A 26,075-nucleotide genomic window follows, 5' to 3' on the forward strand; every position below is an offset into this window, starting at 1 on the left:
ATGGGTACCACGGGAGTTACAAGATGTGAGCGAGTATGCGATTCCCGAGCATTTAAGTCAACTATAAGACCTACTGCTTTAGTCGGGTTTGCATCTGGGAGGCGGGCGCGAGTGTAGCAGACATGGGGCGTGATCACACGCCCCAGATGACGAACTGATGTCAATGCGGCTGGGTGTCGCCCTGCGCGGCTTGCTTGGCGTCGGCCGGCTTGGCCTCGCCCTGAGTCAGCTCGACGAAGTCTTCTTCAGGCAAAGCCGGCAGTTCCTTGCCACAGTAGTCGCTACCCAGGTTGGTCAGGGCGCCACACATGCCCTCCAGGCGCTCGTCGACGGCCTGCAGATGATCGAGCATCTGGCCAATCGCTCGCGCCACCGGATCGGGCATGTCGCCACTGACGCCATAGGCATCAAAGCCGATTTTCTCGGCCATGGCCTTGCGCTTGGCCTCGACTTCGCTGTCTTCGGTCTTGACGATGATGCGCCCTGGGATACCCACCGCCGTGGCGCCTGGCGGCACTTCCTTGGTGACCACGGCGTTGGAGCCGATCTTGGCCCCGGCACCGACGGTAAACGGGCCCAGCACCTTGGCGCCGGCACCGACTACCACGCCGTTCTCCAAGGTGGGGTGGCGCTTGCCTTTATTCCAGCTGGTGCCGCCCAGAGTCACGCCTTGGTACAGGGTGACGTCGTCACCGATCTCGGCAGTCTCGCCAATGACGATACCCATGCCGTGGTCGATGAAGAAGCGCCTACCGATGGTCGCGCCGGGATGGATCTCGATACCGGTCATCCAGCGACCGAAGTTCGACACCAGCCGAGCCAGCCATTTGAAGTCACGAAGCCACAGGGCATGACCGAGACGGTGCAGCCAGATGGCGTGCATCCCCGGGTAGCAGGTCAGCACCTCGAAGGCGTTGCGCGCTGCCGGGTCACGATGAAATACGCTTTGGATATCTTCACGCAGACGTTCAAACATCTTTCAGCCCTTCCGCTTATGCGGCTCGCCTCGGGCGACCTTCTGGGTCTCGGTGAGGATGCCGCGCAAAATGCTCATTTCCGAACGATCGACCGCACTACGCCCATACAACCGGCGCAGACGCGCCATCAGGTGCTTGGGCTTCTCGGGATCGAGGAACGCGATATCCACCAGGGTTTTTTCCAGGTGGTCGTAGAAGCGCTCCATTTCGTCCAGGGTCGCCAGCTCGCCGGCGTCCGCTTTCTCGACTTTCGCCGGTGCGCCCTGCTCGGTCAGCCAGGCCATGCGCACCTCGTAGGCGAGCACCTGGACAGCGGCAGCAAGGTTCAGCGAGCTGAAGTCGGGGTTCGAGGGAATGTGCACGTGGAAGTGACATCGCTGCAGTTCGTCGTTGGTCAAGCCGGCATGCTCGCGCCCGAACACCAGGGCGATTTCCTCACCGGTAGCGGCCCGCTCTACGGCCTTGGCGCCGCACTCACGCGGGTCGAGCATGGGCCAGGGCAGGCTGCGGTCACGGGCACTGGTGCCGATCGCCAGGCTGCAACCGACCAGCGCCTCTTCCAGCGAGCCGACCACTTGGGCGCCATCGAGCACATCGTCGGCGCCGGAGGCACGGGCGCTGGCGTCGGCAGCGGGAAAGTCCAGTGGCTGAACCAGCACCAGGCGCGACAAGCCCATGTTTTTCATGGCACGAGCAGCGCCGCCGATGTTGCCGGGGTGGCTGGTATTGACCAGAACAACACGAATATTCTGCAGCAAGGTGTGTGCTCATAGATGCGATTGAAGGGGGTATTGATCTTACAGAACCGACCAGCGTAACGCCACGAAAGCAAATGTCACACTTCTGCCGCAGGAGTTTTCTGCTAGAATGTGCGGCTTTCTTCTTTAACATCCCCAGGTGAAACGCCCATGCAGCCTATGCTGAATATCGCCCTGCGCGCTGCTCGCAGCGCCAGTGAACTGATTTTCCGCTCCATCGAACGCCTGGATAGCATCAAGGTCGACGAAAAGGAAGCCAAGGACTACGTCTCCGAGGTTGACCGCGCTGCCGAGCAGAGCATCGTCAACGCCTTGCGCAAGGCTTACCCGAACCACTCCATCCAAGGCGAAGAGACCGGCCTGCACGCTGGCTCCGGCGAAGAAGGCAAGGACTACCTGTGGATCATCGATCCGCTGGATGGCACCACCAACTTCCTGCGTGGCGTTCCTCACTTTGCGGTCAGCATCGCCTGCAAATACCGTGGTCGCCTGGAACACGCCGTGGTCCTCGACCCCGTGCGCCAGGAAGAGTTCACCGCCAGCCGTGGCCGTGGCGCCCAAGTCAACGGTCGCCGCCTGCGCGTCAGCTCGCGCACCAGCCTGGAAGGCGCGCTGCTGGGTACCGGCTATCCGTTCCGCGACAACCAGATGGAAGACCTGGACAACTACCTGGGCATGTTCCGCGCCCTGACTGGCCAGACCGCCGGCATCCGCCGCGCCGGCTCCGCCAGCCTGGACCTGGCCTATGTCGCCGCTGGCCGTTTCGACGCCTACTGGGAGTCGGGCCTGTCCGAATGGGACATGGCTGCCGGCGTACTGCTGGTACAAGAAGCCGGCGGCCTGGTGAGCGACTTCAACGGTGGCCATGACTTCCTCGAGAAGGGCCATATCGTTGCGGGCAACATCAAGTGCTTCAAAGCCGTGCTGACTGCCATCCAGCCGCACGTGCCGCACTCGCTGAAGCGCTGAGGCGGATTTCAGCCACAAAAAAAGCACCCTTCGGGGTGCTTTTTTGTGGCTATTGCCCTGGTGAGATGCGTGGGAGCGGGCTTGTCCCGCGATAGCATGTGCCCATCAACCTAGGAAGCCAGCCTGACGCTATCGCGGGGCAAGCCCGCTCCCACGATGCACTGCGTCCACGATACTGCCGCCCAAGATGCACTGCGTCAGTCAGAGAACTTGCCTTACTGCCCCGGCTGCGCCTGGCTCAGCACCAGCTTGCCATTCTCATCCAGCGGAATGGTCGAGCCCGGCTCGTGATCCATCTTCACCTTGCCGACCTTGTCGCCAATCGAATAGGTCACGTTGTAGCCAACCACCTTCTCGCTGAGGTCGTTGACCGTATTGCAGCGGGTTTGCGTGGTGGTGTAGGTGTCACGCTCCTGCATGCCCTCCTGCACCTTGTTACCGGCATAACCGCCACCGACCGCACCGGCCACGGTGGCGATCTTCTTGCCGGTACCGCCGCCAATCTGGTTACCCAGCAAGCCGCCAGCCAGTGCACCGACCACGGTGCCGGCAATCTGGTGCTGGTCCTTGACCGGCGCCTGACGGGTCACAGTGACGTCCTTGCACACTTCGCGCGGGGTCTTGACCTGCTGTTTAATCGGCTGCACGTCCGTCACCTGAGCAACCTCAGGGCCTTTGTTCACCAAGCTGTAGGTCGCCACAGCACCTCCGGCAGTGACACCGACAGCACCCAGCACCGCACCCACTAGCATTGATTTATTCACGTGAACCTCCTGATCGTACTTGCGGGTCCGAACCCGCGCTTCTCCCAGCCTTGGAGTAAAAAAAAAGCCGCGAGTTCAACACTCGCGGCTCTCTTTGCGCCAAACGGCGTAGGACAAATCCTTACGGACGGTCGTCCACACCCTCAGCCTTGACCGGTGGAATCAGGTCTTCGCTGTTCAAATTCAGCCAGATCAGCACCACGTTGGCGATGTAGATCGACGAGTAGGTACCGGCCATGACCCCGATGAACAGTGCCAGGGAGAAGCCGAACAGGTTGTCGCCGCCGAAGAACAGCAGCGCCGCGATGGCCAGCAAGGTCGACACCGAGGTGGCGATGGTACGCAGCAGGGTCTGGGTGGTCGAGACGTTGATGTTCTCGATCAACGAAGCCTTGCGCATGACCCGGAAGTTCTCACGTACCCGGTCGAACACGACGATGGTGTCGTTGAGCGAGTAACCGATGATCGCCAGCACCGCCGCCAGCACCGTCAGGTCGAAGGTGATCTGGAAGAACGACAGGATACCTACGGTCACCACCACGTCGTGGATCAGCGAGATGATCGCGCCCACGGCGAACTTCCACTGGAAGCGGAAGGCCAGGTAGATCAACACCCCGCCCAGCGCCAGGAGCATGCCCAGGCCACCCTGGTCACGCAGCTCCTCACCCACCTGCGGGCCGACGAACTCGACGCGCTTGAGGGTTGCCGGGTTGTCGCCACCGGCCTTCTGCAACGCCGCCGCGACTTTGCTACCCAGTTGCGGGTCGTCGCCAGGCATACGCACCAACAGGTCGGTGGTCGCGCCAAAGCTCTGCACCACGGCATCGCCAAAACCCGACTCGACCAGCTCGGCACGCACGGTTTTCAGGTCTGCCGGACGCTCGTAGGTCAGCTCGATGAGCGTACCGCCGGTGAAGTCCAGACCGAAGTTCAGGCCCTTCTGCCACCAGCTGAACAGTGCCAGCACGGTAAGCAGTACGGTGATGGCGAACGCGACATTGCGCACGCCCATGAAGTTGATGGTTTTCATGGTTATTCCCTCAAACCCACAGCTTCTTGATGTCACGCCCGCCGCAGGTCAGGTTGACCATTGCGCGGGTCACCATGACGGCGGTGAACATCGAGGTGAAAATCCCGAGGGACATGGTAACCGCGAAGCCTTTGACCGGACCGGTACCCATGGCGAACAGGATGCCGCCGACCAACAGGCTGGTCAGGTTGGCGTCGATGATCGCGGTGTAGGCACGGCTGAAGCCTTCGTGGATGGCGCGCTGGACCGTCATGCCGTTTTTCAGCTCCTCGCGAATCCGCGAGAAGATCAGCACGTTGGCGTCAACCGCCATACCCATGGTCAACACGATACCGGCAATACCTGGCAGGGTCAGGGTCGCGCCGAGCAGCGACATCAGCGCCAGCAGCAGGATCATGTTACCGGTCAGGGCAATGGTCGCGATCACACCGAAGCCACGGTAGATGGCGATGATGAACAGCGAGACGAACAGCATGCCCCACAGCGATGCATCGACACCCTTGGTGATGTTGTCAGCACCCAGGCTTGGACCGATGGTACGTTCTTCAGCGAAGTACATCGGTGCGGCCAGACCACCGGCACGCAGCAGCAGGGCCAGTTCGGACGATTCGCCCTGACCGTTCAGACCGGTGATCCGGAACTGGCTGCCCAGTGGCGACTGAATGGTCGCCAGGCTGATGATCTTCTTGTCTTCCTGGAAGCTCTGAACTGGCACTTCCTTCTCGACACCGTCGACCATCTGTTTGACGTAGCGGGTCACCGGCTTCTGCTCGATGAAGATTACCGCCATGCTGCGCCCGACGTTGCTGCGGGTAGCGCGGCTCATCAGTTCGCCGCCATGGCCATCGAGGCGAATGTTGACCTGCGGACGGCCCTGCTCGTCGAAGCTGGCCTGGGCATCGGTGACCTGGTCACCGGTGATGATCAGGCCGCGCTCGACGGGCGCCGAGCGACCACCGTCACGGAACTCGAAGACCTCAGTGGTGGCCTTGGACGCGCCTGGCTCGGCACCGAAGCGGAACTCGAGGTTGGCAGTCTTGCCGAGGATACGCTTGGCTTCGGCAGTGTCCTGCACGCCTGGCAGCTCGACCACGATGCGGTTGGCGCCTTGGCGCTGCACCAGTGGCTCAGCCACGCCCAACTCGTTGACACGGTTACGGACGGTGGTCAGGTTCTGCTTGATCGAGTATTCGCGGATCTCGGCAACTTTGGCCGGGGTCAGCGCCAGACGCAGCACGGCGAGCTCGTTGCGCTCGGTGGTGGTCAGGTCGAAATCAGTGAAATTCTTGCGGATCAGGGCACGGGCCTGTTCGCGGGTGGCGTCGTCGGAGAAGCCCAGCATGATGCCGCCGTCCTGCTGAGGCAGGCTGCGATAGCGGATGCGCTCTTTGCGCAAAAGGGTCTTCACTTCGCCTTCGTAGACTTTCATCCGGGCGCTCATGGCCTTGTCCATGTCCACTTCGAGCAGGAAGTGCACACCACCGGACAGGTCCAGACCCAGTTTCATCGGGCTTGCACCCAGGTTACGCAGCCACTGCGGGGTGGTCTGGGCCAGGTTCAGGGCCACGACGTAATCATCGCCCAGTGCCTTGCGCACCACATCCTTGGCAGGGAGCTGGTCTTCCTGGTTGGTCAGGCGCACCAGCGCACTGCCCTTCTCGCCCAGGCTACCGCCCTTCACGGCGATACCGGCATCGCTCAGCGCCTTGGTGACGCGATCGAGGTCGGCTTGGTTGACCTGCAGTGCGGAGCTCGCACCACTGATCTGCACCGCCGGATCATCCGGGTAAAGGTTGGGAGCGGAATAAATGAAACCGATCGCCAGTACCAGCACGATCAGTGCGTATTTCCACAGAGGGTATTTGTTCAGCATCACGCCGCCCGTTCAAGACGCGGGGCGCGTTGCGCGCCCCGACTGGAAAAGAAAACCGGTAACTCAGATAGCCTTGAGCGTACCTTTTGGCAGGGTCGCAGCCACGGCGCCCTTCTGGAACTTCAGCTCGACGGTGTCGGACACTTCCAGAACCACGAAATCATCGGAAACCTTGACGATTTTGCCGGCGATGCCGCCATTGGTGACAACTTCGTCACCTTTTTGCAAGTTGCCCAGCAGGTTCTTCTGCTCTTTGGCACGCTTGGCCTGTGGACGCCAGATCATCAGGTAGAAGATGACCAGGAAGCCAACCAGGAAAATCCACTCAAAGCCAGTACCAGCAGGGCCGGCGGCCGGGGCAGCTGCGTCCGCGTAAGCGGCGGGGATCAAAAAGCTCATGTGACACTCCAGTTGTTAAGTTGCACGTGTTGAGTTGGCAATACGTGAGAGACAGTCAGTCCAAAGGCGGCACAGGCAGCCCGCGTTTGGCATAGAAGGCGTCGACAAAGGCGGCCAATTTACCTTGTTGAATAGCCTCGCGTAAACCGGCCATCAGACGCTGGTAATGACGCAAGTTATGGATCGTATTCAACATGCTGCTCAACATTTCGCCGCATTTGTCCAGGTGATGGAGATAGGCGCGGGAGAAGTTAGTGCAGGTGTAGCAATCGCAGGTCGGATCCAGCGGCGAATCATCGTGGCGATGGAACGCGTTGCGGATCTTGATCACCCCGGTATCGATGAACAGATGGCCGTTGCGCGCGTTGCGCGTCGGCATCACGCAGTCGAACATGTCGACGCCGCGGCGCACACCCTCTACAAGATCCTCGGGTTTGCCTACACCCATAAGGTAACGAGGTTTGTCAGCCGGCATCTGCGCAGGCAGATAGTCCAGCACCTTGATCATCTCGTGCTTGGGCTCACCGACCGACAGGCCGCCGATGGCCAGGCCATCGAAGTCGATGTTGACCAGCGCTTCGAGCGAGCGCATGCGCAGGTCCTGGTACATGCCACCCTGGACGATACCGAACAGCGCCGCGGTGTTGTCGCCATGGGCATTCTTCGAGCGCTGGGCCCAGCGCAGCGACAACTCCATCGAGGTACGGGCGACATCATGCTCGGCCGGGTACGGCGTGCACTCGTCGAAGATCATCACGATATCCGAGCCCAGGTCGCGCTGCACCTGCATCGACTCTTCCGGGCCCATGAACACCTTGGAGCCATCGACGGGCGAGGCGAAGGTAACGCCCTCCTCCTTGATCTTGCGCATCGCGCCCAGGCTGAACACCTGGAAACCACCCGAGTCGGTGAGGATCGGGCCTTTCCACTGCATGAAGTCGTGCAGGCCGTTGTGCTTCTTGATTACCTCGGTGCCCGGGCGCAGCCACAGGTGGAAGGTGTTGCCCAGGATGATCTCGGCGCCAATGGCCTCGATGTCCCGCGGCAGCATGCCCTTGACCGTGCCATAGGTACCGACCGGCATGAACGCCGGGGTCTCGACCGTGCCACGGGGGAAGGTCAGGCGACCACGACGGGCCTTGCCGTCGGTGGCCAGCAGTTCGAAGGACATTCGACAGGTGCGACTCATGCTTGATCCTCGGGGCCGCGTGGCGCCGGATTGCGGGTGATGAACATCGCATCACCGTAACTGAAGAAGCGGTACCCCTGCTCGACCGCTGCCGCATAGGCAGCCATGGTCTCGGGATAACCGGCGAAGGCCGAGACCAGCATCAGCAGCGTGGACTCAGGCAGGTGGAAGTTGGTGACCAGGGCGTCGACCACATGGAACGGCCGGCCTGGGAAGATAAAGATGTCGGTGTCGCCACTGAACGCCTTGAGCTGCCCGTCACGCGCAGCGCTCTCAAGCGAGCGCACGCTGGTAGTGCCGACGGCCACTACCCGACCACCGCGCGCGCGGCAGGCGGCAACGGCATCGACCACTTCCTGACTGACCTCGAGCCACTCTTTATGCATGTGGTGGTCTTCGATCTTGTCGACTCGCACCGGCTGGAAGGTGCCCGCGCCCACATGCAGGGTGACGAAGGCGCGTTCAACGCCCTTGGCTGCGATCTTCTCGAGCAGCGCTTCATCGAAGTGCAGACCTGCGGTCGGCGCAGCAACGGCGCCAGCACGCTCGGCATAGACCGTCTGGTAGCGCTCGCGGTCGGCGCCTTCGTCCGGGCGATCGATATACGGCGGCAGCGGCATATGCCCCACCCGCTCGAGCAGCGGCAGCACCTCTTCGGTGAAGCGCAGCTCGAACAGCGTGTCATGGCGCGCGACCATCTCGGCCTCGCCGCCGCCATCGATGAGGATCTGCGTCCCGGCCTTGGGCGCCTTGCTGGCGCGCACATGGGCCAGCACCCGGTGGCTGTCGAGCACCCGCTCGACCAGCACTTCGAGCTTGCCGCCGGAGGCTTTCTGGCCGAACAGCCGCGCCGGGATCACCCGGGTGTTGTTGAACACCATCAGGTCGCCCGGACGCAGGTAGTCGAGCAAATCGGTGAATTGCTGATGCACCAGCGCCCCGCTCGGTCCATCAAGAACCAGCAGTCGGCTGCCATGGCGCTCGGCCAGCGGGTGGCGGGCGATCAGGGAATCGGGGAGTTCGAAGGAAAAATCGGCGACGCGCATGATGGTGTTCGGTTCGACAGGGCCGCAAAGTTTAGCCCAACGAATGAAAATTCTCCATGAAAGCCGATTGACCGACCGAAGGACCCTCTCTATACTGCGGCGCCACAAGCCCTGATGGCGGAATTGGTAGACGCGGCGGATTCAAAATCCGTTTTCGAAAGGAGTGGGAGTTCGAGTCTCCCTCGGGGCACCAGACAAAGCCTGTAGATCCCTGATCTACAGGCTTTTTTTATTTCAATGGCGTAATTGTGGCGTAAGGCGACTGTAGCGATACACGCAGCGCTTTTGCACACGTACACAGAACCAAGCGGAGCCCCCATGGATTGGTTGCAGTTTGGTGCCGCAGTGATTTCATCACTTGCTTGGCCGATCGCAGTCGTAGCGATCGTACTGTTCCTCAGGAAACAGCTAGCGGGTATCGTCCCCTTAATCCGCACCTTCAAATACGGTGAGTTCCGAATTGACTTGGGTGAGAAGCTGCGCGAGGTGGAGACTGATCTAGCAATAGAAAGCAGTCCTAGCGAACCTCCGGCCCCTGCCCCGGAGATGCCTCCTGCACAGACGAAGCTTGCGCAAGATGCCCCTCGTGGGGCCATCGTGTCTTCTTGGCTCTCGGTCGAAGAAGCAATCGATCGGTTGGTCAGCCACAAGAACATGCGCTTTGTACCTGCCTTTGATAATCACCGCGTGAAGATGCGGCTCTTGCGAGACAGAGGCATAATCGACGATCTCACCTTCACGACATATCAGAAGCTTTCCAAGGTGAGGGACCAGGCGATACATCTCAGCGACCTTCAGCTGGATTATGAAGAGGCCTTATCCATGACGAGATCTTGCGGATGGTTAATCGCCCGCCTCGAGGAAGCCATGAGGGAGGAACCACTGAATGCCGAGGTTCCAGGACGTAGGCAGTACTGACCTTAATGATGAGCAGTATCGCGGTGTGATAGGCCGGTTTTCTCAAACCCTCACTGTGTAAGCGCGTCATACGAAACGCCCCCCAGCACGTTGCAAAGCAAAATTTAGGTTGACCCCTAAAAAGCCTGTCAGATTTGTCAGATGGATATTCTTATCTCTGTCTAACCCTTCTATATAAAGGCCTACAGCGTTTTCATGTAGTGTCAGAAAGGTGTCAGCGGGGGGTCAGAACCTGACAAAACGACTGTGTCAGATTCATATTTCTCAAATCATTGATTTATAAGGTTTTTTTTACCTGTCAGATTTGCCACGAATTTCCCAGTTCGTTGTCAGATCGCAAACCCAGTAAATACGAGGCCTCCAGCCGATTTCCTGACAGATATCCATGTTCTGACAGGGATTTGGGGGTCAGCCTGAAAAACCTTTCATGGGGCACCCCGAAGCTATCCTTCAAACTGCACCGCGTAGCGAATTGATCGAGAGCATCAGAATGCGCAAACCAGCAACCCAAGCGGCACTGCCCATCATCGAAGTCATCCAGTCCGGCAAGCGTGGGAGGTGCACTGGGACTACCAGGAAGCGGCCGAGAGCTCGATCCTGTTCAAGCGCCGCAATAGCTGGACGGCTACATCGATGGCGCGATGAACGCGATCGGCATCACCCCTAATAAGGTGTGCGGTGCAAGCGGGCGTACAGGAACCGTGAAACGTCTGGATGAAGGCCAGGCCATGCAATTGCGTGAAGCCCTCGTTCGCCTGCTGACCCCAGTCGTCGCCAAAGAATTTCAGCGCCTGAAGAACGAAGCCAACCTTCCTCACCTCCGCTTGGTGGCGGCTCAACAAGACTGAAGCGCTGTGAAAAGCTGACGGAACGCCGGGGCCTCACCGCACGGGGCTCCAGGCTTATCAGTATTCAGCACCTGGGTGCACTCTGAGCCGGCTCAAATGACCATGCCCAAAATGGAAAACCGGGCATAAACGGAATATTTTCGCCGCCTCGCCACTAATTCCGTGGCCTACAGCCGACCCGACCCGCTCCAATACCCCCGCCGCACAGTGCAACCACGCCTGCACAACCTGTCATTTCCTTTCACAGTGTGAAATCGCCGCCCCCTCACGAGAGCCTGCAGACGTCGCGGCCTGCAGCTGGTGTTGCACCCCATCTATGGTTTGCACTTATTCCCGACGCAAAGCGCGTCGGCGGGAGGGGGATAAGTGATTTTATCTGCTGATTTTTTTTGCTCTCCTTGTTTTGAGGTACGCTGGAACGGCCACCAAATAGACATCATGAGGAGTGATTATGCGGCTGCACGAGGCAAGGGAAGTGGTAGAGGCATCCAGCGTTGATGAGGCTGACGAACTGCTTGCAAGCGGATGGATCTTGCTTGCTGTCGTTTCTGGGCAGCGGTATGTGAGCGGGGTCCAGGTGGTAGGCCCTATTTATGTTCTAGGTAAGAAATAGGAAAAAGAACAACAAACCGCCATTACCGGCGGTTTACTGTAGTTGAACACGTGCCACCTTTAGATAGACATCGCCATGCCGGCAATTTCTCAGGAAGTAATAATGGAATTCGCGTATAGATTTAGACCCCTATCTAGATTGTTGAGCGATGACGGTGAAAGCGGCGAGCTTGAAGGGCTTTATATTTTTTTTGCTGCTCCGGAGCAACTGAATGACCCCTTGGAAGGTTTCAAGGAAGTGCTATTTTGCGGTGACTCAATTGTGTGGGAAAACCTAATTAGGCACTACATAAGATGTCTGATAATTGAAGTATTCAGGTTTTTGTCGAGAGAGCCTGGTGAAAAACCAAAATGGGATATTGAGGTCTTCGCTAGCGCGGAAACCAACACTGACCGTATGAATTTCTTGAATGAGGAGGTTTATATTTCCCTTACTTCTGAGCGCGTGATTTCAGAGTATATCGGCTGCTTAACCATTGGTCGAAAGATGCGACGCTGGGAGTTGATCAATCATCTTACGACATTACATATTTTTGCATTGGACGAAATATTTGAGGCTCTACATAGGGAGAAGCTTTACCGGCCTAAGCCTGAATATTTCTCGGTGCACAGAGATAAGAGACTCTCCCACATAGCCAAGCTCGTTGACCTGATGTCAGACGCAAATAATGACAAGATCTACGATGAACTATTTAGATCTGTCCATAGAATCAGCGATCAATACAAGCTAATCTCGCGGCTTAATGCTTCAGACTATGAGACAAGGGAGCCCTGGTTTCACCTGTTGTTTGACTTTCCAGAGCGCTATTGCTTGTCATTGGATAAGCTGATATATCCTCCCTGGTATACCGCTTGCTTCATGGCTTCATGTGTTGACTCGTCCATTTGGGGAACCTACGGGGGCAACCATCGTGACGTATGTTTAAAGTTCAAAGTAAATAAAGATAAAGATGGGCGCAACTTAGAATTGCTTGCTCCTACAGGTCAGGGTGTACAAGGCATCATGCATAGTTTCACCCGGATACCCCTGCATGATGTATCGTATGAGAAAGATTTTGTTGAGATCGATTTTTTCCAATCATTGGGCCACCTTCCTAGGGTACAGATGATGGAGAATTGGTATCTTAGTAAAGCTGGAAAGCTAAGTGAATGCGCTCAGAAAATATTCGAAAACGAAGAGCTTTGGCGCGACCAGTACTGGAAAAATTTCTATCATGCCATCACGGTAAAGTTGAAGGCATGGGACAGGGAGCAAGAGTCAAGGCTAATTCTGTCGTCTACCATAAATGATCTATCGGATCCGAATTACAGAAAACTAAAGTATGAGTTCGATTCGCTAGAGGGAATTATATTTGGAATAAACACCTCGACAGATGACAAGATAAGAATTATTCGCCAGGTAAAAATATTATGCTACAAGTACAAACGCGCCCGCTTCAGTTTTTACCAGGCGCGTTACAATCAGGATCAACGAAGCATTTGCTACGAACCATTGCCTGCGATCAAGGTCGGCTATAATGAAGAGGACAGCGAGAAGGGTTAGTGCTGACTACAGACTAATAGCTTTCGTTTTCACTCCTAGCCTGGCCGCAGAGGAACCAGTTCCACTATAGATAGCAGCGTTATTGGGTGCAGGACTGCTTCCATGAAGATGTTCTGACAATGCAACGTTCATTTACTAACGATATCAAGCAGGTCACACAATACTTGCAGTACGTTCAAGTGTTTAGAACCTATCCATGTTCTCGGCGCCTCTAAGTGTTGGCTGACTTTTGCTACGCTTCGACGTAACCCCTGTATCTGCTCTTCCATGTCTCCTCCGACCGTTGCGTTGTGCCTCTGACCCACTACTAGGTTCAGATGTCGGCCAGTGGCTTGGTGTAAGTCATCTACGGCAGCTAGACTAGCGGACCCACCTGACAGCAGCTTGAGTGCGCCCATGGCCTCGATCTTTTTGATCCCCCCACCGACTCGGTTGAATGGTCGTCGACCGTTCTAGTGTGGCTCTGGAAACTCTCCATATTGTCCTGGGCCTCGACCTCGCGCTCGATCGCCTTGTCCTGGATCTAGCCGTCAGTCTGGCGCAGCCAGTTGCCATCCGCGTCGAAGAGCTGCTGGCAGGCCTCGCTGTGTTGCCACACCTGGTCGCCCTTGGGCAGGGTTAGGCCATGCGGCAGCACCGTCTGGATGTAGGGTTTGTGGGGTAGGCCGTAAGCAAAACACACCACGACTGTGGTGCCTTCCTCGGGGAACGCAAAGAACCCCATTTCATCGCCACCCATTGGTACCGGCAGCGGCACGCCGGACAGCACCGGCAGGCTCGCGTCGATCTCCCCGTCAGGCCCAAGCACCTGCAGGTCCACCCCGACGCCCGGTCGAAAGTCGTCGCACACTCCGGCGCCGGCGGGCGCGTCGGCCACGGCCATAACCTTTGCAAATCGTGGCAGGTGGTATCCGCCAGTCAATTCGGGGAATTGGCGCTCTACTGCTCGTTCTATTGCGTCTTCCATTTCAATGCTATCTGTGTGCCGGCAAGCGTCACCGAGGTGACCCGCTCGCCCTGGTTGATTGTCGCGCCTGGGCGCATGCCTGGTAGTGCCGCCACCATGGCGCTCTGATTGTCCTGATAGCCGTCGAACAGCTCGATGGGCAGTTGCAGCGGTGCCCCGGCGCCGAAGAAGCTGTCGGCCCAACTGCCCACGAACACCTCGCCGTTGCCTTGCTGCTACCACATAGGATCATCGATCGAGAAAACCCGGGCTAGACTGTCCATTGCCTGATAACCGGTGGCCAAGCTGTAGAAGAACGGCGCCTTGACTCGGGTATAGGGCTTGTCCGGCACCCGGAACTTCAGCCCGGTCTGCTTGCTGACCTCCTCAAGCACGGCGCGCAGGTCGACGTGGCGCAGGTTCAGCGGCAGCGGCTTGGCCAGGATCGCGGCCAGCTCGCGGCAGAACAGCACCTGCTGCAGGCTGTTTGCCGGTGTACACCGCTCCACGTATCCAATGAAGGCCGTTGCAGGGTGCTGTCGTTGTAGCCGATATCCAGCGTCACTAGCCCCCTGAGCGGCGCCGAGGCCTGGACGGTGAAGGACTGGGCGTGGAGAAGTAGGTTTGTCTCCACTTCGCATGAGCGGCCATACCACTGGCGACGGTTTGGATTTTTTCGAAGCGAGGGATCCAGAAGACCTCATCGACATAGAGGTGACCGTAGTAGCTCTGCGTGGTGTTCGCATTGGTGGACAGGAAGCGAAGCTCAGCCCAGGACTTATCGACTCATTGCATCAAGTTTGACTGGTTTGGTCCATTCCGTAACAATGACTGCAGACAACAACCAAACTCCGAATTTAGACAGTTAGTCATCAAAAAAGTAGATTGCGGTAGCAAACAGAGACTTAGCATCAGGCATTCGTCAAAAGGAGTTGAAATGCACCTCAATCTAGATGAGGCAGATTTAAAAAAATACGTATACCGAACCATTCCATATGAACGGCTAGTCGAGCTATTTACCACCGCAAAAAATACATTGGTAAAGCCGATCTTATGGGAAGACACATTCGAAAACTTCACCTTAAAATCAAAACTAATAAATGAAGCTGGACAAGAAATAGAATACGACATACACAACCGAATGTATGGGCAATGCTGGACCTTAGAAAACTCGTCTGATGCGATGTGGAGAATTTATTCATCAAACAAACGCAGCGTCAGAATTCGCACAACTATGGAACAACTACTCGACAGCCTTTGCATTGCAACCATTGATAGAAAACACTGCGAACACTGCATTGGAAAAGTTGAATATCTTGCAGAATCAAAACTCACAAAAAAAGCAAAAGAAACCTTTACCCTACACGGACGTATAACTTTCGGAAAATTGTTTAGTTCCCTTCTACTAAAACGTAACGCATTCAGACACGAAAACGAAATTCGCTTAATATTCTGTGACTGGTCGGCAGAAGCGGGCAAAGACGCTCTATTCAAGTATGACATTGAACCTAACCAACTTATCTCGCAGATTATGATCGACCCTCGTGTCTCATATGATGATTTCCTAACACTCAAAGAGAAGATACGCCAGGACACAGGGTTTAAGGGCGAAATCAAAAGATCTCTTCTATATCGACTACCAGAAACATTAATCGTCAACATCCAGTCAGAACCTTAAGGAAAAGTATGGCCATTTTTGCAATTGGGGCTTACTACGATAAAGACGTGAGCCAAAATTTCATCAACAATAATATTGCTGGCCCTGGCTGGAGCAGTATCGAGGCACCTGAACTTCACCAATTTATCCGTTCACTTAAGGTTGGCGACATTGTCTACCTGAAGTCCGCTTCACCTTCGAGCCCAGACATAATAGTGAAAGGCATAGGCGTGATTACAAATGACGAAGTAATAATAACAAGCGATGTAGTCTCAGCAGGACGAAATATAAAATGGCTTAGCATTGAACAATTCAGAATACCAAAGCCCATAGAAAAAAATAACGTCCGTCTAAACACAATGTATGAAGAATTCCATCCAGCGGTACAAAAAGCAGTACTCGATAAAATTTTTGAATGAGTACAGGCAGCCCCGAAAAACATTGCCTTAGATCAGGCCCCTAAAGGCACGGGGACTTGCACCCGTGCGTTTAGGGGCCTAATAGGCTCTTTGAATAACATAGCAAATCGTTCTGAGCGGCATGAATGCCGTTTATGTGGTTTAGCTTTAATACGAAAATAGGGTTTTGGGCTCTAATCTCTTTTGGTCATTTAATTTGACCTTTGAACAGTTTTCAGAGCACCAAACGGTCTTTAGAACGTCCAACTGGACATCCTGCTCTACTATCCCGTGCGGCTTCTGGAACGTCCAGACGGACGTGGTAGGTGCCAGATTTTAGGACTAGACAATCGGTCATAGCAGCAGCCTTTGGCTAGTCATTTCTACTCAAAATTCTATCCAACACCATTGAAGGCCTTTAAGATCAAGTCATACAAAAGCTGAAGCGTATTTTAGGGGGAGTTCGAGTCTCCCTCGGCGCACCAAAATCCAGAAAAAACCGACCTTGATAGGTCGTTTTTTTTGCCTTGAATCTGCTGCAAAACTATCCCCGCCTGCGCCCCAAAACCCCGTCAAACTTTAAGAATTTCCCCATTCCCTGTAGTCCATTTCCCAAACATACTCCGCCCGCCTTACAAGCCATTGCGGTGCTTTGGGTCGCCCTCTAGTCTCGCCCGGTCGTTGCCGATTCAACGACCGGTTTTGACAGACCGACTCAACATAAAACCTTATGGCTTGCCTCTAATGGCAGCTGTGCGTGGGGCACCTCGTGTGCGCCGGGTTTCCTTTGTTGACCGGTCTGTCAACCCGCGTACAGCTGCCACCCATCCTGTTTGACAGCAGCGGGTGTCGGCTCCAACCAACAGAGGTTTGACCATGCTGAAGATCGTCCCCGATCCACCCCACGCCCCTGAAACCTGCCACACACTCGAAGAGCTTCTGATCCAGACTGCCGAGTACCTGGTCTGCGCCCTTTCCATTGCCAACCAAAGCACGCTGTTCACCTTCAACACCCCAGCACATCCGCTCAATCTCGCAACCCTTCACGAAATCGAAGCTGCCCGTGGGTTGGTCGAAATGGCCTTGGGGAAAATACAGATACGTCACTGACATGGAGAGTCGAATGATGGGCGCAAAGACTGTTGGCAAAACCGGCTTCGGCTACGGCGATGGCGATCAACCGCTGTTCCGCGTCAACGCAGGCCACGATGCAGGCCGAGCGATGGAGCAGGCCTCGGCGATGATGGCCTGCGTGCGGCGCATGACCTTGCTGGCCGCCACCGACGGGGAAGCGGACCTGGGTTGGGCCGCGCATCTGCTCAGCGATATGGTCAAGGCGGTGATGGATGATGTGGAGCTGGGCCAGGCTGAGAAGGCTGGCCATTAGTACCCGCAGCCGCTATACGCCGATGCGGCCTTAGCCGCTCCACAGCAGAACTTGCAGGGAGAGACTGGCTTGGTGTGCCTGTGCTGGCCTCTTCGCGGGCAAGCCCGCTCCTACAGCGATCGAGTTGACCACAGTTTTTGCGCTACGCACCGTTCGGGTAGGAGCGAGCTTGTCCCGCGATGAGGCCAGTTCTGGCACCCTTCCGACCTTTTAACCAGTACTCATCTACCCGCACCAAACCAAACACCATCTGCATACTCAATAGCCGCCTGCCACTTGCCCCAACCCAACGATCCAGCCAACAATAGATAGAATCATTCTCAGGTACAGTCCGCCATGCCTCCAGCCGACGCCTCTGCCCTGCACGATCTTTATCACACCCACAACGGCTGGCTGAAAACCTGGCTGCGGGCGCGCCTGGGCAATTCCAGCGATGCGGCGGACCTGGCCCAGGACACCTTCCTGCGGGTACTGACCGCGCGCAACGTCGACGCCATCCGCGAGCCGCGCACCTACCTCAGCTCGATTGCCAGGGCGTTGATGATCGACCGCTTCCGCCGCCGGGCGGTGGAGCAGGCCTACCTGGATGTGTTGGCGTTGCGCCCGGAGGCGCTGGATATCTCGCCAGAAACCCGGCTGTTGATCCTGGAAACCCTGACGGCCGTGGATGCCATGCTCGATGAGATGGGGCCGCGTACGCGCACGATCTTCCTTGCGGTGCAGCTGGAGGGGCTGAGCTATGTGGCCACGGCCGAGCGCTTGGCGGTGTCGGTGACGACGGTGAAAAAACACATGATCCGCGCCATGACCCAGTGCCTGATGCTGGTCGAGGACTGAGCCGTGCTCGAGCGCAAGATTCTCCAGGCGGCAGCCACTTGGTATGTGCAGTTGCACGCTGCGCCGCCGAGCGAGGCCGAGCGCCTCGGCTGGCAAGCTTGGCTTGCCCAGGATGCGCGTCACGCCCAGGCCTGGGCGCGGGTGGAGAAGCTGCAACGCCAACTGGGTCATTTGCCTGAAGAGGTCGCATTACCCACCCTCGCCGGAGTACGGGCGCGGCGACGGGCTGTGGCCAAGGTGCTGGGGTTGCTGCTGGCCGCTGGGGCGACAGGCTGGGGCCTGCACATCATCGAGCCGATTAGCTCGCGCATGGCCCAGCAGCGCACGGCCAAGGGTGAGCGGCGCCATCTGCGCCTGGCCGATGGCGGGGTGTTGGATATCAATACAGACAGTGCTGTGGATATCTGCTATGGCGCTGGCTTGCGGGAAATCCAAGTGCATCGTGGGGAGGTGCTGATCCAGACAGCGGCCGATCCGCAAGGCCGGCCGTTTGTCGTGCATACACCGCAGGGCAGCGTTCGTGCACTGGGTACGCGGTTCAGCGTGCGCAGTGAGGGTCAGCAGAGTGTGGTTCAGGTGCTGGAGCATGCGGTCGAAGTCAGGCCTGCGGCGGCGGCCAATCGGCTGATGCGGCTTGAGGCCGGGCAGCGGGTCGCGTTTAACCGTGAGCGGGTCGATGCGCCGGAGCCGGGGGCACGGGATAGCGATGCCTGGGTGCGGGGCATGCTGATGGCGGTGGACTGGCGCTTGGTGGACCTGGTGGCTGAGCTGCAGCGCTATCGGACCGGGCGGTTGCTGTGCAGCGATGCGGTTGCCGGGTTGCGGGTCTCTGGTGGTTTTCGCTTGGATGATACCGATACGGTGCTGGAAAACCTGGCGGCGTCTTTGCCTGTCCGTGTGCATTACCTGACGCGCTACTGGGTACGGATCGATGCGGTCTGAAAGCGTGTGCGATGGCAGGTCTGGCCTCTTCGCGGCTGTTTGGCGTCCCGACAAGCCCGCTCCTGTCAGCACCGGCCTCTTCGCGCTTTAGCTCGCTGCCTCCGGCGCCGCTGCGATATGCGCAAAAAAATCAATTAGGGGTTGCCGATTTTCATTCTCATTCGGCCAAGCACTGAAGCGGCGATAACTGCCGCACTGTGCCCTGCCAACCCCAAGGAACTTTCGATGTCTCGTCTTCCCCTGGCCCGCGCCGTCCAGCTGGCCCTCTTCGGCGTGCCCCTGATCGCTTTCACCCCTGCCAGCGTTGCGGCGCAAGTCCAGCAGTCGACCCGTTTCGAGATTGTACCCGGGCCGCTGGGCACAGCCTTGAGCGAGTTCGCCAGCGCCGCCGGGGTGACCCTGTCATTCGCCAGCGAGCAGACCCAGGGGCTCAGCTCGCCAGGCCTGCAAGGCACCTTCAGCGTGGAGGAAGGCCTGGCGCGCTTGCTCGGCGGCAGTGGCCTGCAAGCCAGCCGGCAGAGTAATGGCGGCTATGTGTTGCTGCCGACTGCCTCTGCGGCCAACGGCGCGATGGAGCTGATGCCACTGAGCATTTCCGGCAAGGCCCCGGGGGCGACCACCGAGGGCTCTGGCTCGTACACCACCGAGTCTTCGAGCAGCTCGACGCGGCTTAACCTGTCGCTCAAGGAGACCCCGCAGTCGGTCACCGTGCTGACCCGCCAACGCATGGAAGACCAGAAGCTCGACACCCTCACCGACGCCCTGGACGCCACCGCCGGTATCACCGTCATCCGCGAGAGCATCGGCGCCGACAGCACGCCGTACCTGTCCCGTGGCTTTGCCATCAGCAACTACGAGATCGACGGTGTACCGACCTCCTCGCGCATGGACAACTACACCCAGAACACCGCGATGTACGACCGGGTCGAAGTGGTGCGCGGCGCCACTGGCCTGATCAGCGGCCTGGGCAACCCGTCGGCAACCATCAACCTGATCCGCAAGCGGCCCACCCAAGCGCCGCAAGTGCTGCTGTCAGCCGAGGCCGGTAGCTGGGACCGCTACGGCCTGAGCGTGGATGTCGGCGGTGCGCTGAACGAGGCGGGCAATGTGCGCGGACGCTTCGTCGCCGATCAGAAGGACCAGCATGCCTGGATCGACCGCTTCAATCAGGAAATCTCCACCCTGTACGGCATCAGTGAATTCGACCTGAGTGAGTCGACCTTGCTGACGCTCGGCTTCAGCCATCAGGTGACCCATGCCAATGCCCCCATGCGCACCGGCTTTCCGCTGTTCACCACCACTGGCGCGCTGACCGACATCAAGCGCTCGTTCAACAGCTCGCCGGATTGGTCCTACTACGATCGCAAGCAGAGCAGCCTGTTCACCTCGATCGAACAGCACTTCGCCAACGGGTGGAGCGGCAAGCTCGAATACAGCCATGCGCGCAACGACTACGACACCGTGGCCACCTACATGACCGGCGATATCGATGCCGCCACCGGCGCCGGGGCCTTTCTCATGCCGACCCGCTGGCAGGCCAGCCCCGAGCAGGACAACCTGGATGCCTACCTGACCGGCGCGTTTCCCTTCCTGGGTCGCGAGCATGAGCTGATCACTGGCGTAACCCTGTCGCGCATCGAAGAACGTGGCACCGCCAACTACGGCGGCTGGCAGCGGCGCGGCACCTACGATGGCGACATCGACAACATCTACACCTGGAACGGCCAAGCGCCCAAGCCGCGCTTTACCAAGATCGGCGAGAGTGACCTGACCGAAACCCAGTACGCCGCCTACCTGACCTCGCGCTGGCACCTGACCGACGCGGCCAGCCTGATTCTCGGCACCCGCGTAGTGGACTGGAACCGCGAAACCACCAACCGCATCTACGGGGGCGCGACCACCAAGACCGAACGCACCGAGACCGGCATCGTCATTCCCTATGCTGGCTTGGTCTACGACCTGGACGATACCTGGACCGCCTATGCCAGCTACACCCAGATCTTCAACCCGCAGAATGCCAACATCCGCGATGTCAGCGGCTCGCCACTCGATCCGCAGGAAGGCACCGGCTATGAGATTGGACTAAAGGCAGGCTTCTATGAAGGTCGGCTCAATGCCAGCCTGGCGCTGTTCCGGGTCGAGCAGGACAACCTCGCCGTGGCCGATGGCGACAACCTGCAGCCTAATAACTTCCAGGCCTACCGTGCCGAGAGCGGCACCACCAGCGAAGGGGTCGAGCTGGAACTCAACGGCGAAATCCGCGAGGGCTGGCAGCTCACCGGCGGTTACTCCTACAGCGTCAGTTTCGATGACGACGACAAGCGTATCGTCACCGAAATCCCGCGTAACAGCGTCAAGCTGTTCACCACTTACCGCCTGCCGGGCGCGCTCGACAAGCTGACCGTCGGCGGCGGTGTCAACTGGCAGAGCGAGACGGGCTACAACACCAGCTACGCCACCACCCAGAGCAGCTACGCCCTGACCAGCCTGATGGCGCGCTACCAGATCAGCCCGTCGTTGTCGGCGACCTTGAACGTCAACAACCTGTTCGACAAGGAGTACTACTCGACCACCGCAGCCGGGCTGTACGGCGCCCCGCGCAACTTCATGACCACCCTGCGCTACGCCTATTGAGTGAGCCCGATCCTTTAGCGATGCCGCAACTGGTGACCGTGCCTTGGCGATGTACGCCAGGGCGCGGATGCAAAAACGATCTTTGCTTCTCGCACACTTCTGGAAACACCGCGCGACGAACAGCAGCGAACCTTGCCCGCCAGCCGGCGTCCGAACCTGCATCCGCTTCGTTTCGAGGTTCGCCGTTTGAAAGAGATCATCGCGCGCAAGATCCGCCTGGTGGTGAAGACCTTCGGCTATATCGGCTGGTCGCTGTTCTGGCTGCTGATCTGGGATGTATTGGTCACCATCGATTTCATGCTGTTCTTCAACAGCAAGTTCACCCTGCCACTGATGCCGCTGACCTTGCTCGGTTCTGCGCTGGTGGTGCTGGTGAGCTTTCGCAACAGCAGTGCCTACAACCGCTGGTGGGAGGCGCGCACGCTGTGGGGTGCGCTGGTCAACAGTTCGCGCAGCTTCGCCCGCCAGGTGCTGACGCTGATCGACGACGGCGACGAGGGCTTGAACCCGGTCAAGGCCACCTTGTTACGCCGGCATGTGGCTTACGTGAACTGTCTGGCGGCGCACCTGAAGGGGGAGAAATGCCCGGACGAACTGATGGCGTTCATCCCGCCGCAGGAGTTCGAGCGGCGCAATCGTTCGAACAATTTCGCCAACGATATCCTCAGCGGCTCAGCCGCGCTGCTGGCGCGTGAATACAAGGCCGGGCGGCTGGACAGCATTCGCCTGGCACGGCTGGAGTCGACCCTGGTGGACCTGTCCAACGCCCAGGGCGGCATGGAGCGCATCGCCAATACGCCGCTGCCCTACCCTTACGTGTACTTTCCGCGGCTGTTCATTTCGTTGTTCTGCCTGATCGTGCCGATTGGCCTGGTGGAGTCGCTGGGTTGGTTCACGCCACTGGCCTCGACCGTGGTCGGTTTCATGCTGCTGGCGATCGAGCGGATTGGTACCGACCTGCAGAGCCCGTTTCGTTTCAGCGAGCACCAGATTCAGATGGACACCATCTGCGAGACCATCGAGCGCAATCTGGAGTCGATGCAGCGTGAGGCGCAGTGCGGCGAACGGGTGCAATGAAGCCGCTCATACGCGCACGTAACGCTGACGCAGCAGGTCGCTCAGTGCGTCGACCAGCAACACCAGCACCAGCATGCCGATGATCACGGTGCTGGCCTGGGCTTCCTGGAACAGGCTCAGGGTGGTGTAGAGCATCTGCCCCAAGCCACCCGCACCAACAAAGCCGAGCACGCTGGCCATGCGAATGTTGTTCTCCCAGCGGTACAAGCTGTAGGCAAGCATCTGTGGCCAGAGATTGGGCAGGGTGCCGTAGCAAAACGCCGCGACTTGGCTGGCGCCGTGCAAGCGGATCGCCTCGGCAGGTTCGCTGGGAGTGTTTTCCAGCGCTTCGGCGAACAGCCGGCCGAGCACGCCGGTCGTATGCAGCGCCAGCGCCAGGGTGCCGGCATTGGGGCCCAGGCCTGCGGCCAGCACGGTCAAGGCGGCCCAGACCAGCTCGGGAATCGCCCGCAAGGCATTGAGCAGCAGGCGCGCGACGCCTTGCAGCGGCCAGCCGAAACGCCCCGCGGCAGGTAACGCCAAGAGCAAACCAAGCACCATCGCCAGCAAGGTGCCCAGACCAGACATGGCCAAGGTTTCCAGCGCGCCCCGCACGACCGCGCGCAAGTGCTCGGCAGACACGTCCGGGCTGAGAAAGCGCGTCGCGTACTCGCCCATCTGCGCCAGTCCACCACTGCCCATGACTGCGGCCAGATCCAGCTCCAGATAGCCAAACGAAGCGACCCCCGCCAGCACAATCGCCAGTAACACCAGCAGGTTGATCGCCCGGCTCATGCCAGCCTCCCGCGCAGAAAGCGGCTCAAAAGGTCTGCCAGCATCACCAACAGCAGGAAGGTCAGCAGCATGCTCGCCACCTCGGCCCCAGCGAACATGCGCATCGATAGATCGATCTGCTGCCCCAGGCCTCCGGCGCCAACGAAGCCCATCACCACCGAGGCGCGTATCGCACACTCCCAGCGGTACACGGTGTACGACACCAGCTCGCTCGCCGCCCCCGGCACGATGCCGTAGAAGAACGCCAGCAATCGACCGCTGCCCGCTTGCAGCAGCGCGTGCGCCGGACGCTGGTCGACCGATTCGTAAATCTCCGCATAGACCTTGCCGAGCATGCCGCTGTAGGTGATGGCGATCGCCAGCACGCCAGCGGTCGGCCCCAGCCCGACGGCGCGCACGAACAGCAAGGCCCAGACGATCTCCGGCACGCTGCGCAAAAAGATCAGCACGCCGCGCACGGGCAGACGCAACAGGCGCGAGCCGGCTGTCAGCCGCCCGGCGTTGGAGGCGGCGCGCAGCGACAGCGCACGGCTGGCCAGCAGGCTCGCCGGCAGCGCCAGGATCAATGCCAACGCCATGCCCGCAGTGGCCACGGCCAGGGTCTGTACCGTGGCTTCGAACAACAAGGACAGGAACGCTGGATCGTGCGCAGGCGGCCAGAACGCGCTGAGGAAATTGGCCATCTGCCGACGGTTTTCTGCCTGCAGTAGAACGCCGGGGTGCAGCTCGCTCAGTTGCAACCCCGGCCACAGTAGCGCCAGGCATAGCAAGGTAAACAGCAGCCGAGGCAGCGCAGCCGGGTCGCGGCGCTCGACACTCAGCATCGTGGCAACTGCACCACGATGCTCGGCGCCGTTGTCGTCGGCGCCAGCAACTGCTCGTTGGCGTACAGCGCATCGAGCATGCCCACGCTGACCTCATTGGCCGGGCGGTCGAACACCACTTGCCCCTCACGGATGCCCACAATGCGCGGAAAGTGCGCCAACGCCAGCTCCACCGCGTGCAGGCTGGCGACCAAGGTCACGCCATGCGCCTGGGCATGGCGATTGAGCAGACTCAAGCTGTGCTCGGCGAGTACCGGATCCATGGCCGACACCGGCTCATCGGTAAGTAACACCTCGGGCCGCTGATACAACGCCCGAGCGATGCCCACGCGTTGCAACTGGCCGCCAGAGAGTTGCCCACATTGCACGAACATCTTGTCTGCCATACCCAGCGCCGCCAACGCCTGCCGCGCACCCGGCACGTCGGTGGGATAGATCAGATTGAGCAGCCCACGCAGCATGCCCCACTGCCCCAGACGGCCAGCCAGTACCGCGGTGATGACACGCTGGCGCGAAGGCAACGGTGGCGCCTGGTGCACCAGGCCGACCCGCGCCCGCAAGCGCTGACGCGCGCGCGCCGAGAGTGCCCAGGGCTGCTCACCGAGCACCTCCAGGTGACCGGCGCTAGGCCGAACGGCTGTGGCGATCAGGTGCAGCAAGCTGGACTTGCCCGCCCCCGAGGGCCCGATGATCGCCACCCGTTCGCCGCGCTCGATCAGCAGATCGAGCGCCTCCAGGGCACGCACCTGGCCGTGGCGCAAGCTCGCGCCATGCAGGCGAATAGTCACTTGAGCAGCCCGGCCTCGCGTGCGGCTTCTTCAGTGCCCTTGTAGTTATCAGGGCTGGTTTCGATGAAGCGGCTGGCGGCCTGCAGATCGAGAATCGCCTTGTGCTCAGGGTTGGCCGGATCAAGATCGAGGAAGGCTTGCTTGATCTTGGCTTTCAAGCCGGCGTCCATGTTGCCGCGCACGGTCCAGTTGTAGTCGTAGTAGGTCGGTGTGGTGGCGAACACCTTGACCTTGTCGGTATCGACCTTGCCGGCGTCGACCAGCTTCTGCCAGACACTGGCATTGAGCACACCGGCATCGGCCTTGCCGGCCTGGACCCAGGCCACGGTGGCATCGTGGGCGCCGGAATAGGCCACGCGACTGAAGTAGGTTTCAGGCTTGATGTTGTCGTTCTTGAGCATGAAGTAACGCGGCATCAGGCTGCCGGAGGTCGATGAGACAGAGCCGAAGGCGAAGGTCTTGCCTTTGAGGTCGGCCAGGCTCTTCACATTGGGGTCGGCGGTGATGAATTTGCTGGTGAACTTGGCGTCTTGTTCACGCTGCACCAGCGGGGTGGCGCTGGGGTCTTTGAGGTGCACCTGAACGAAGGTGAAACCGCCCAGCCAGGCCAGGTCGAGCTTGTCGCTGGCCAGGGCCTCGACCACTGCCGGGTAGTCGGCCACTGGCACGAACTTCACCTCCATGTCCAACTGCTTGTGCAGGTATTGGCCCAGTGGCTTGAACTTGCGTAGCAGTTCGGTGGGCGCTTCGTCGGGGATGGCGCTGACCCTGAGGGTTTCGGCGGCCTGGGTGAGGACAGCACAGCACGAGAACACAAGGCCTGCGGCGAGCGCCAGTGGACGTTTGAGCATAGGAGTTTCTCCGGTTCGAGGACGGGGAAGACTG

The 26,075-nt window shown here is 59.0% G+C and carries 24 protein-coding genes, 1 tRNA gene and 3 pseudogenes; 13 read left to right on the forward strand and 15 right to left on the reverse strand.

Features of this window, described 5'->3' with window-relative positions; translation table 11 throughout:
• Positions 1-160 precede the first annotated feature (160 nt).
• Complete coding sequence (gene cysE / locus AAZU54_RS11725; protein ID WP_186554091.1) at positions 161-976, reverse strand: serine O-acetyltransferase; 816 nt, start codon at positions 974-976, stop codon at positions 161-163.
• 3 nt (positions 977-979) lie between these two features.
• Entirely contained in the window at positions 980-1,735 is a 756-nt protein-coding gene (trmJ, locus tag AAZU54_RS11730) for a tRNA (cytosine(32)/uridine(32)-2'-O)-methyltransferase TrmJ (RefSeq protein ID WP_434727184.1), read from the reverse strand.
• A 150-nt stretch (positions 1,736-1,885) separates the two neighbouring features.
• On the opposite strand from trmJ, the gene suhB reads away from it, so the two are divergent.
• On the forward strand, positions 1,886-2,704 hold the full coding sequence (suhB, locus tag AAZU54_RS11735) for a type III secretion system regulator SuhB (protein ID WP_186554093.1): 819 nt from the start codon (positions 1,886-1,888) through the stop codon (positions 2,702-2,704).
• A gap of 215 nt (positions 2,705-2,919) precedes the next feature.
• Here the strand turns inward: suhB and AAZU54_RS11740 are convergent, their stop codons facing one another.
• From AAZU54_RS11740 to queA, 6 genes are all read right to left on the reverse strand, one after another.
• The gene (locus AAZU54_RS11740; protein ID WP_186554094.1) at positions 2,920-3,468 is read right to left on the reverse strand and encodes a glycine zipper 2TM domain-containing protein; all 549 of its coding nucleotides are present in this window, start codon (positions 3,466-3,468) and stop codon (positions 2,920-2,922) included.
• Positions 3,469-3,589: 121 nt separating this feature from the next.
• Complete coding sequence (secF, locus tag AAZU54_RS11745; protein ID WP_186554095.1) at positions 3,590-4,498, reverse strand: protein translocase subunit SecF; 909 nt, start codon at positions 4,496-4,498, stop codon at positions 3,590-3,592.
• Between the two features lie 10 nt (positions 4,499-4,508).
• Positions 4,509-6,371, reverse strand: a complete 1,863-nt coding sequence (gene secD, locus AAZU54_RS11750; RefSeq protein WP_186554096.1) for a protein translocase subunit SecD — start codon at positions 6,369-6,371, stop codon at positions 4,509-4,511.
• A 63-nt stretch (positions 6,372-6,434) separates the two neighbouring features.
• Positions 6,435-6,770 carry a preprotein translocase subunit YajC gene (gene yajC / locus AAZU54_RS11755; protein WP_186554097.1) on the reverse strand — a complete coding sequence of 112 codons (336 nt, stop codon included), beginning with the start codon at positions 6,768-6,770 and terminating at the stop codon, positions 6,435-6,437.
• Positions 6,771-6,825: 55 nt separating this feature from the next.
• Positions 6,826-7,941 (reverse strand): tRNA guanosine(34) transglycosylase Tgt, encoded by a 1,116-nt coding sequence (tgt, locus tag AAZU54_RS11760; RefSeq protein ID WP_186554297.1) that lies wholly within the window; start codon positions 7,939-7,941, stop codon positions 6,826-6,828.
• Positions 7,942-7,955: 14 nt separating this feature from the next.
• Positions 7,956-9,005, reverse strand: a complete 1,050-nt coding sequence (queA, locus tag AAZU54_RS11765) for a tRNA preQ1(34) S-adenosylmethionine ribosyltransferase-isomerase QueA (RefSeq protein ID WP_186554098.1) — start codon at positions 9,003-9,005, stop codon at positions 7,956-7,958.
• Positions 9,006-9,113: 108 nt separating this feature from the next.
• Here queA and AAZU54_RS11770 point away from each other — a divergent pair.
• From AAZU54_RS11770 to AAZU54_RS11785, 4 genes are all read left to right on the forward strand, one after another.
• Positions 9,114-9,198: transfer RNA gene (locus AAZU54_RS11770), tRNA-Leu, on the forward strand.
• 125 nt (positions 9,199-9,323) lie between these two features.
• Positions 9,324-9,923, forward strand: a complete 600-nt coding sequence (locus AAZU54_RS11775) for a hypothetical protein (protein WP_434727185.1) — start codon at positions 9,324-9,326, stop codon at positions 9,921-9,923.
• Between the two features lie 641 nt (positions 9,924-10,564).
• On the forward strand, positions 10,565-10,771 hold the full coding sequence (locus AAZU54_RS11780; protein ID WP_434727186.1) for a hypothetical protein: 207 nt from the start codon (positions 10,565-10,567) through the stop codon (positions 10,769-10,771).
• A 715-nt stretch (positions 10,772-11,486) separates the two neighbouring features.
• Positions 11,487-12,926, forward strand: coding sequence for a hypothetical protein (locus AAZU54_RS11785; protein ID WP_434727187.1), 1,440 nt, complete (start codon positions 11,487-11,489; stop codon positions 12,924-12,926).
• A gap of 6 nt (positions 12,927-12,932) precedes the next feature.
• Here AAZU54_RS11785 and AAZU54_RS11790 read toward each other — a convergent pair.
• From AAZU54_RS11790 to AAZU54_RS11800, 3 pseudogenes are all read right to left on the reverse strand, one after another.
• A pseudogene (locus AAZU54_RS11790) lies at positions 12,933-13,893 on the reverse strand (phage baseplate assembly protein V).
• Positions 13,878-14,506, reverse strand: a pseudogene (locus tag AAZU54_RS11795) (hypothetical protein). The pseudogenes AAZU54_RS11790 and AAZU54_RS11795 overlap by 16 nt, the downstream one beginning before the upstream one ends.
• Positions 14,476-14,652: pseudogene (locus AAZU54_RS11800) on the reverse strand (terminase large subunit domain-containing protein); the annotation flags it as partial. The pseudogenes AAZU54_RS11800 and AAZU54_RS11795, both read right to left, overlap by 31 nt.
• A 157-nt stretch (positions 14,653-14,809) precedes the next feature.
• On the opposite strand from AAZU54_RS11800, the gene AAZU54_RS11805 reads away from it, so the two are divergent.
• The 8 genes from AAZU54_RS11805 to AAZU54_RS11840 all read left to right on the forward strand — a co-directional run bounded on the left by AAZU54_RS11805 (position 14,810) and on the right by AAZU54_RS11840 (position 22,804).
• The gene (locus AAZU54_RS11805; RefSeq protein ID WP_434727188.1) at positions 14,810-15,550 is read left to right on the forward strand and encodes a DUF2971 domain-containing protein; all 741 of its coding nucleotides are present in this window, start codon (positions 14,810-14,812) and stop codon (positions 15,548-15,550) included.
• Positions 15,551-15,558: 8 nt separating this feature from the next.
• Positions 15,559-15,948 (forward strand): hypothetical protein, encoded by a 390-nt coding sequence (locus tag AAZU54_RS11810; RefSeq protein WP_434727189.1) that lies wholly within the window; start codon positions 15,559-15,561, stop codon positions 15,946-15,948.
• An 855-nt stretch (positions 15,949-16,803) separates the two neighbouring features.
• Positions 16,804-17,037: a hypothetical protein gene (locus AAZU54_RS11815; protein ID WP_392463423.1), complete on the forward strand. Its 234-nt coding sequence runs from the start codon at positions 16,804-16,806 to the stop codon at positions 17,035-17,037.
• 13 nt (positions 17,038-17,050) lie between these two features.
• Positions 17,051-17,314: a DUF3077 domain-containing protein gene (locus tag AAZU54_RS11820; RefSeq protein WP_186554100.1), complete on the forward strand. Its 264-nt coding sequence runs from the start codon at positions 17,051-17,053 to the stop codon at positions 17,312-17,314.
• Positions 17,315-17,650: 336 nt separating this feature from the next.
• Positions 17,651-18,151: a sigma-70 family RNA polymerase sigma factor gene (locus AAZU54_RS11825; RefSeq protein ID WP_264234805.1), complete on the forward strand. Its 501-nt coding sequence runs from the start codon at positions 17,651-17,653 to the stop codon at positions 18,149-18,151.
• Positions 18,152-18,154: 3 nt separating this feature from the next.
• Positions 18,155-19,093: a FecR domain-containing protein gene (locus AAZU54_RS11830; RefSeq protein WP_434727190.1), complete on the forward strand. Its 939-nt coding sequence runs from the start codon at positions 18,155-18,157 to the stop codon at positions 19,091-19,093.
• 225 nt (positions 19,094-19,318) lie between these two features.
• Complete coding sequence (locus tag AAZU54_RS11835) at positions 19,319-21,727, forward strand: TonB-dependent siderophore receptor (RefSeq protein WP_434727191.1); 2,409 nt, start codon at positions 19,319-19,321, stop codon at positions 21,725-21,727.
• A 186-nt stretch (positions 21,728-21,913) separates the two neighbouring features.
• The gene (locus AAZU54_RS11840) at positions 21,914-22,804 is read left to right on the forward strand and encodes a bestrophin family protein (protein WP_186554104.1); all 891 of its coding nucleotides are present in this window, start codon (positions 21,914-21,916) and stop codon (positions 22,802-22,804) included.
• Between the two features lie 6 nt (positions 22,805-22,810).
• Here the strand turns inward: AAZU54_RS11840 and phnE are convergent, their stop codons facing one another.
• From phnE to AAZU54_RS11860, 4 genes are read right to left on the reverse strand one after another with little or no spacing between them, the layout of a single operon-like run.
• Positions 22,811-23,578 carry a phosphonate ABC transporter, permease protein PhnE gene (phnE, locus tag AAZU54_RS11845; protein ID WP_392463429.1) on the reverse strand — a complete coding sequence of 256 codons (768 nt, stop codon included), beginning with the start codon at positions 23,576-23,578 and terminating at the stop codon, positions 22,811-22,813.
• Entirely contained in the window at positions 23,575-24,402 is an 828-nt protein-coding gene (locus AAZU54_RS11850; protein ID WP_405130292.1) for a PhnE/PtxC family ABC transporter permease, read from the reverse strand. Before AAZU54_RS11850 ends, phnE begins: the two co-directional genes overlap by 4 nt.
• Positions 24,396-25,190 carry a phosphonate ABC transporter ATP-binding protein gene (locus AAZU54_RS11855; protein ID WP_434727192.1) on the reverse strand — a complete coding sequence of 265 codons (795 nt, stop codon included), beginning with the start codon at positions 25,188-25,190 and terminating at the stop codon, positions 24,396-24,398. Before AAZU54_RS11855 ends, AAZU54_RS11850 begins: the two co-directional genes overlap by 7 nt.
• Entirely contained in the window at positions 25,187-26,041 is an 855-nt protein-coding gene (locus AAZU54_RS11860) for a putative selenate ABC transporter substrate-binding protein (protein ID WP_186554108.1), read from the reverse strand. The genes AAZU54_RS11855 and AAZU54_RS11860 overlap by 4 nt, the downstream gene beginning before the upstream one ends.
• Positions 26,042-26,075 lie beyond the last annotated feature (34 nt).

Source organism: Pseudomonas sp. Je.1.5.c (genome assembly GCF_051129895.1).
Lineage (GTDB): Bacteria > Pseudomonadota > Gammaproteobacteria > Pseudomonadales > Pseudomonadaceae > Aquipseudomonas > Aquipseudomonas urmiensis.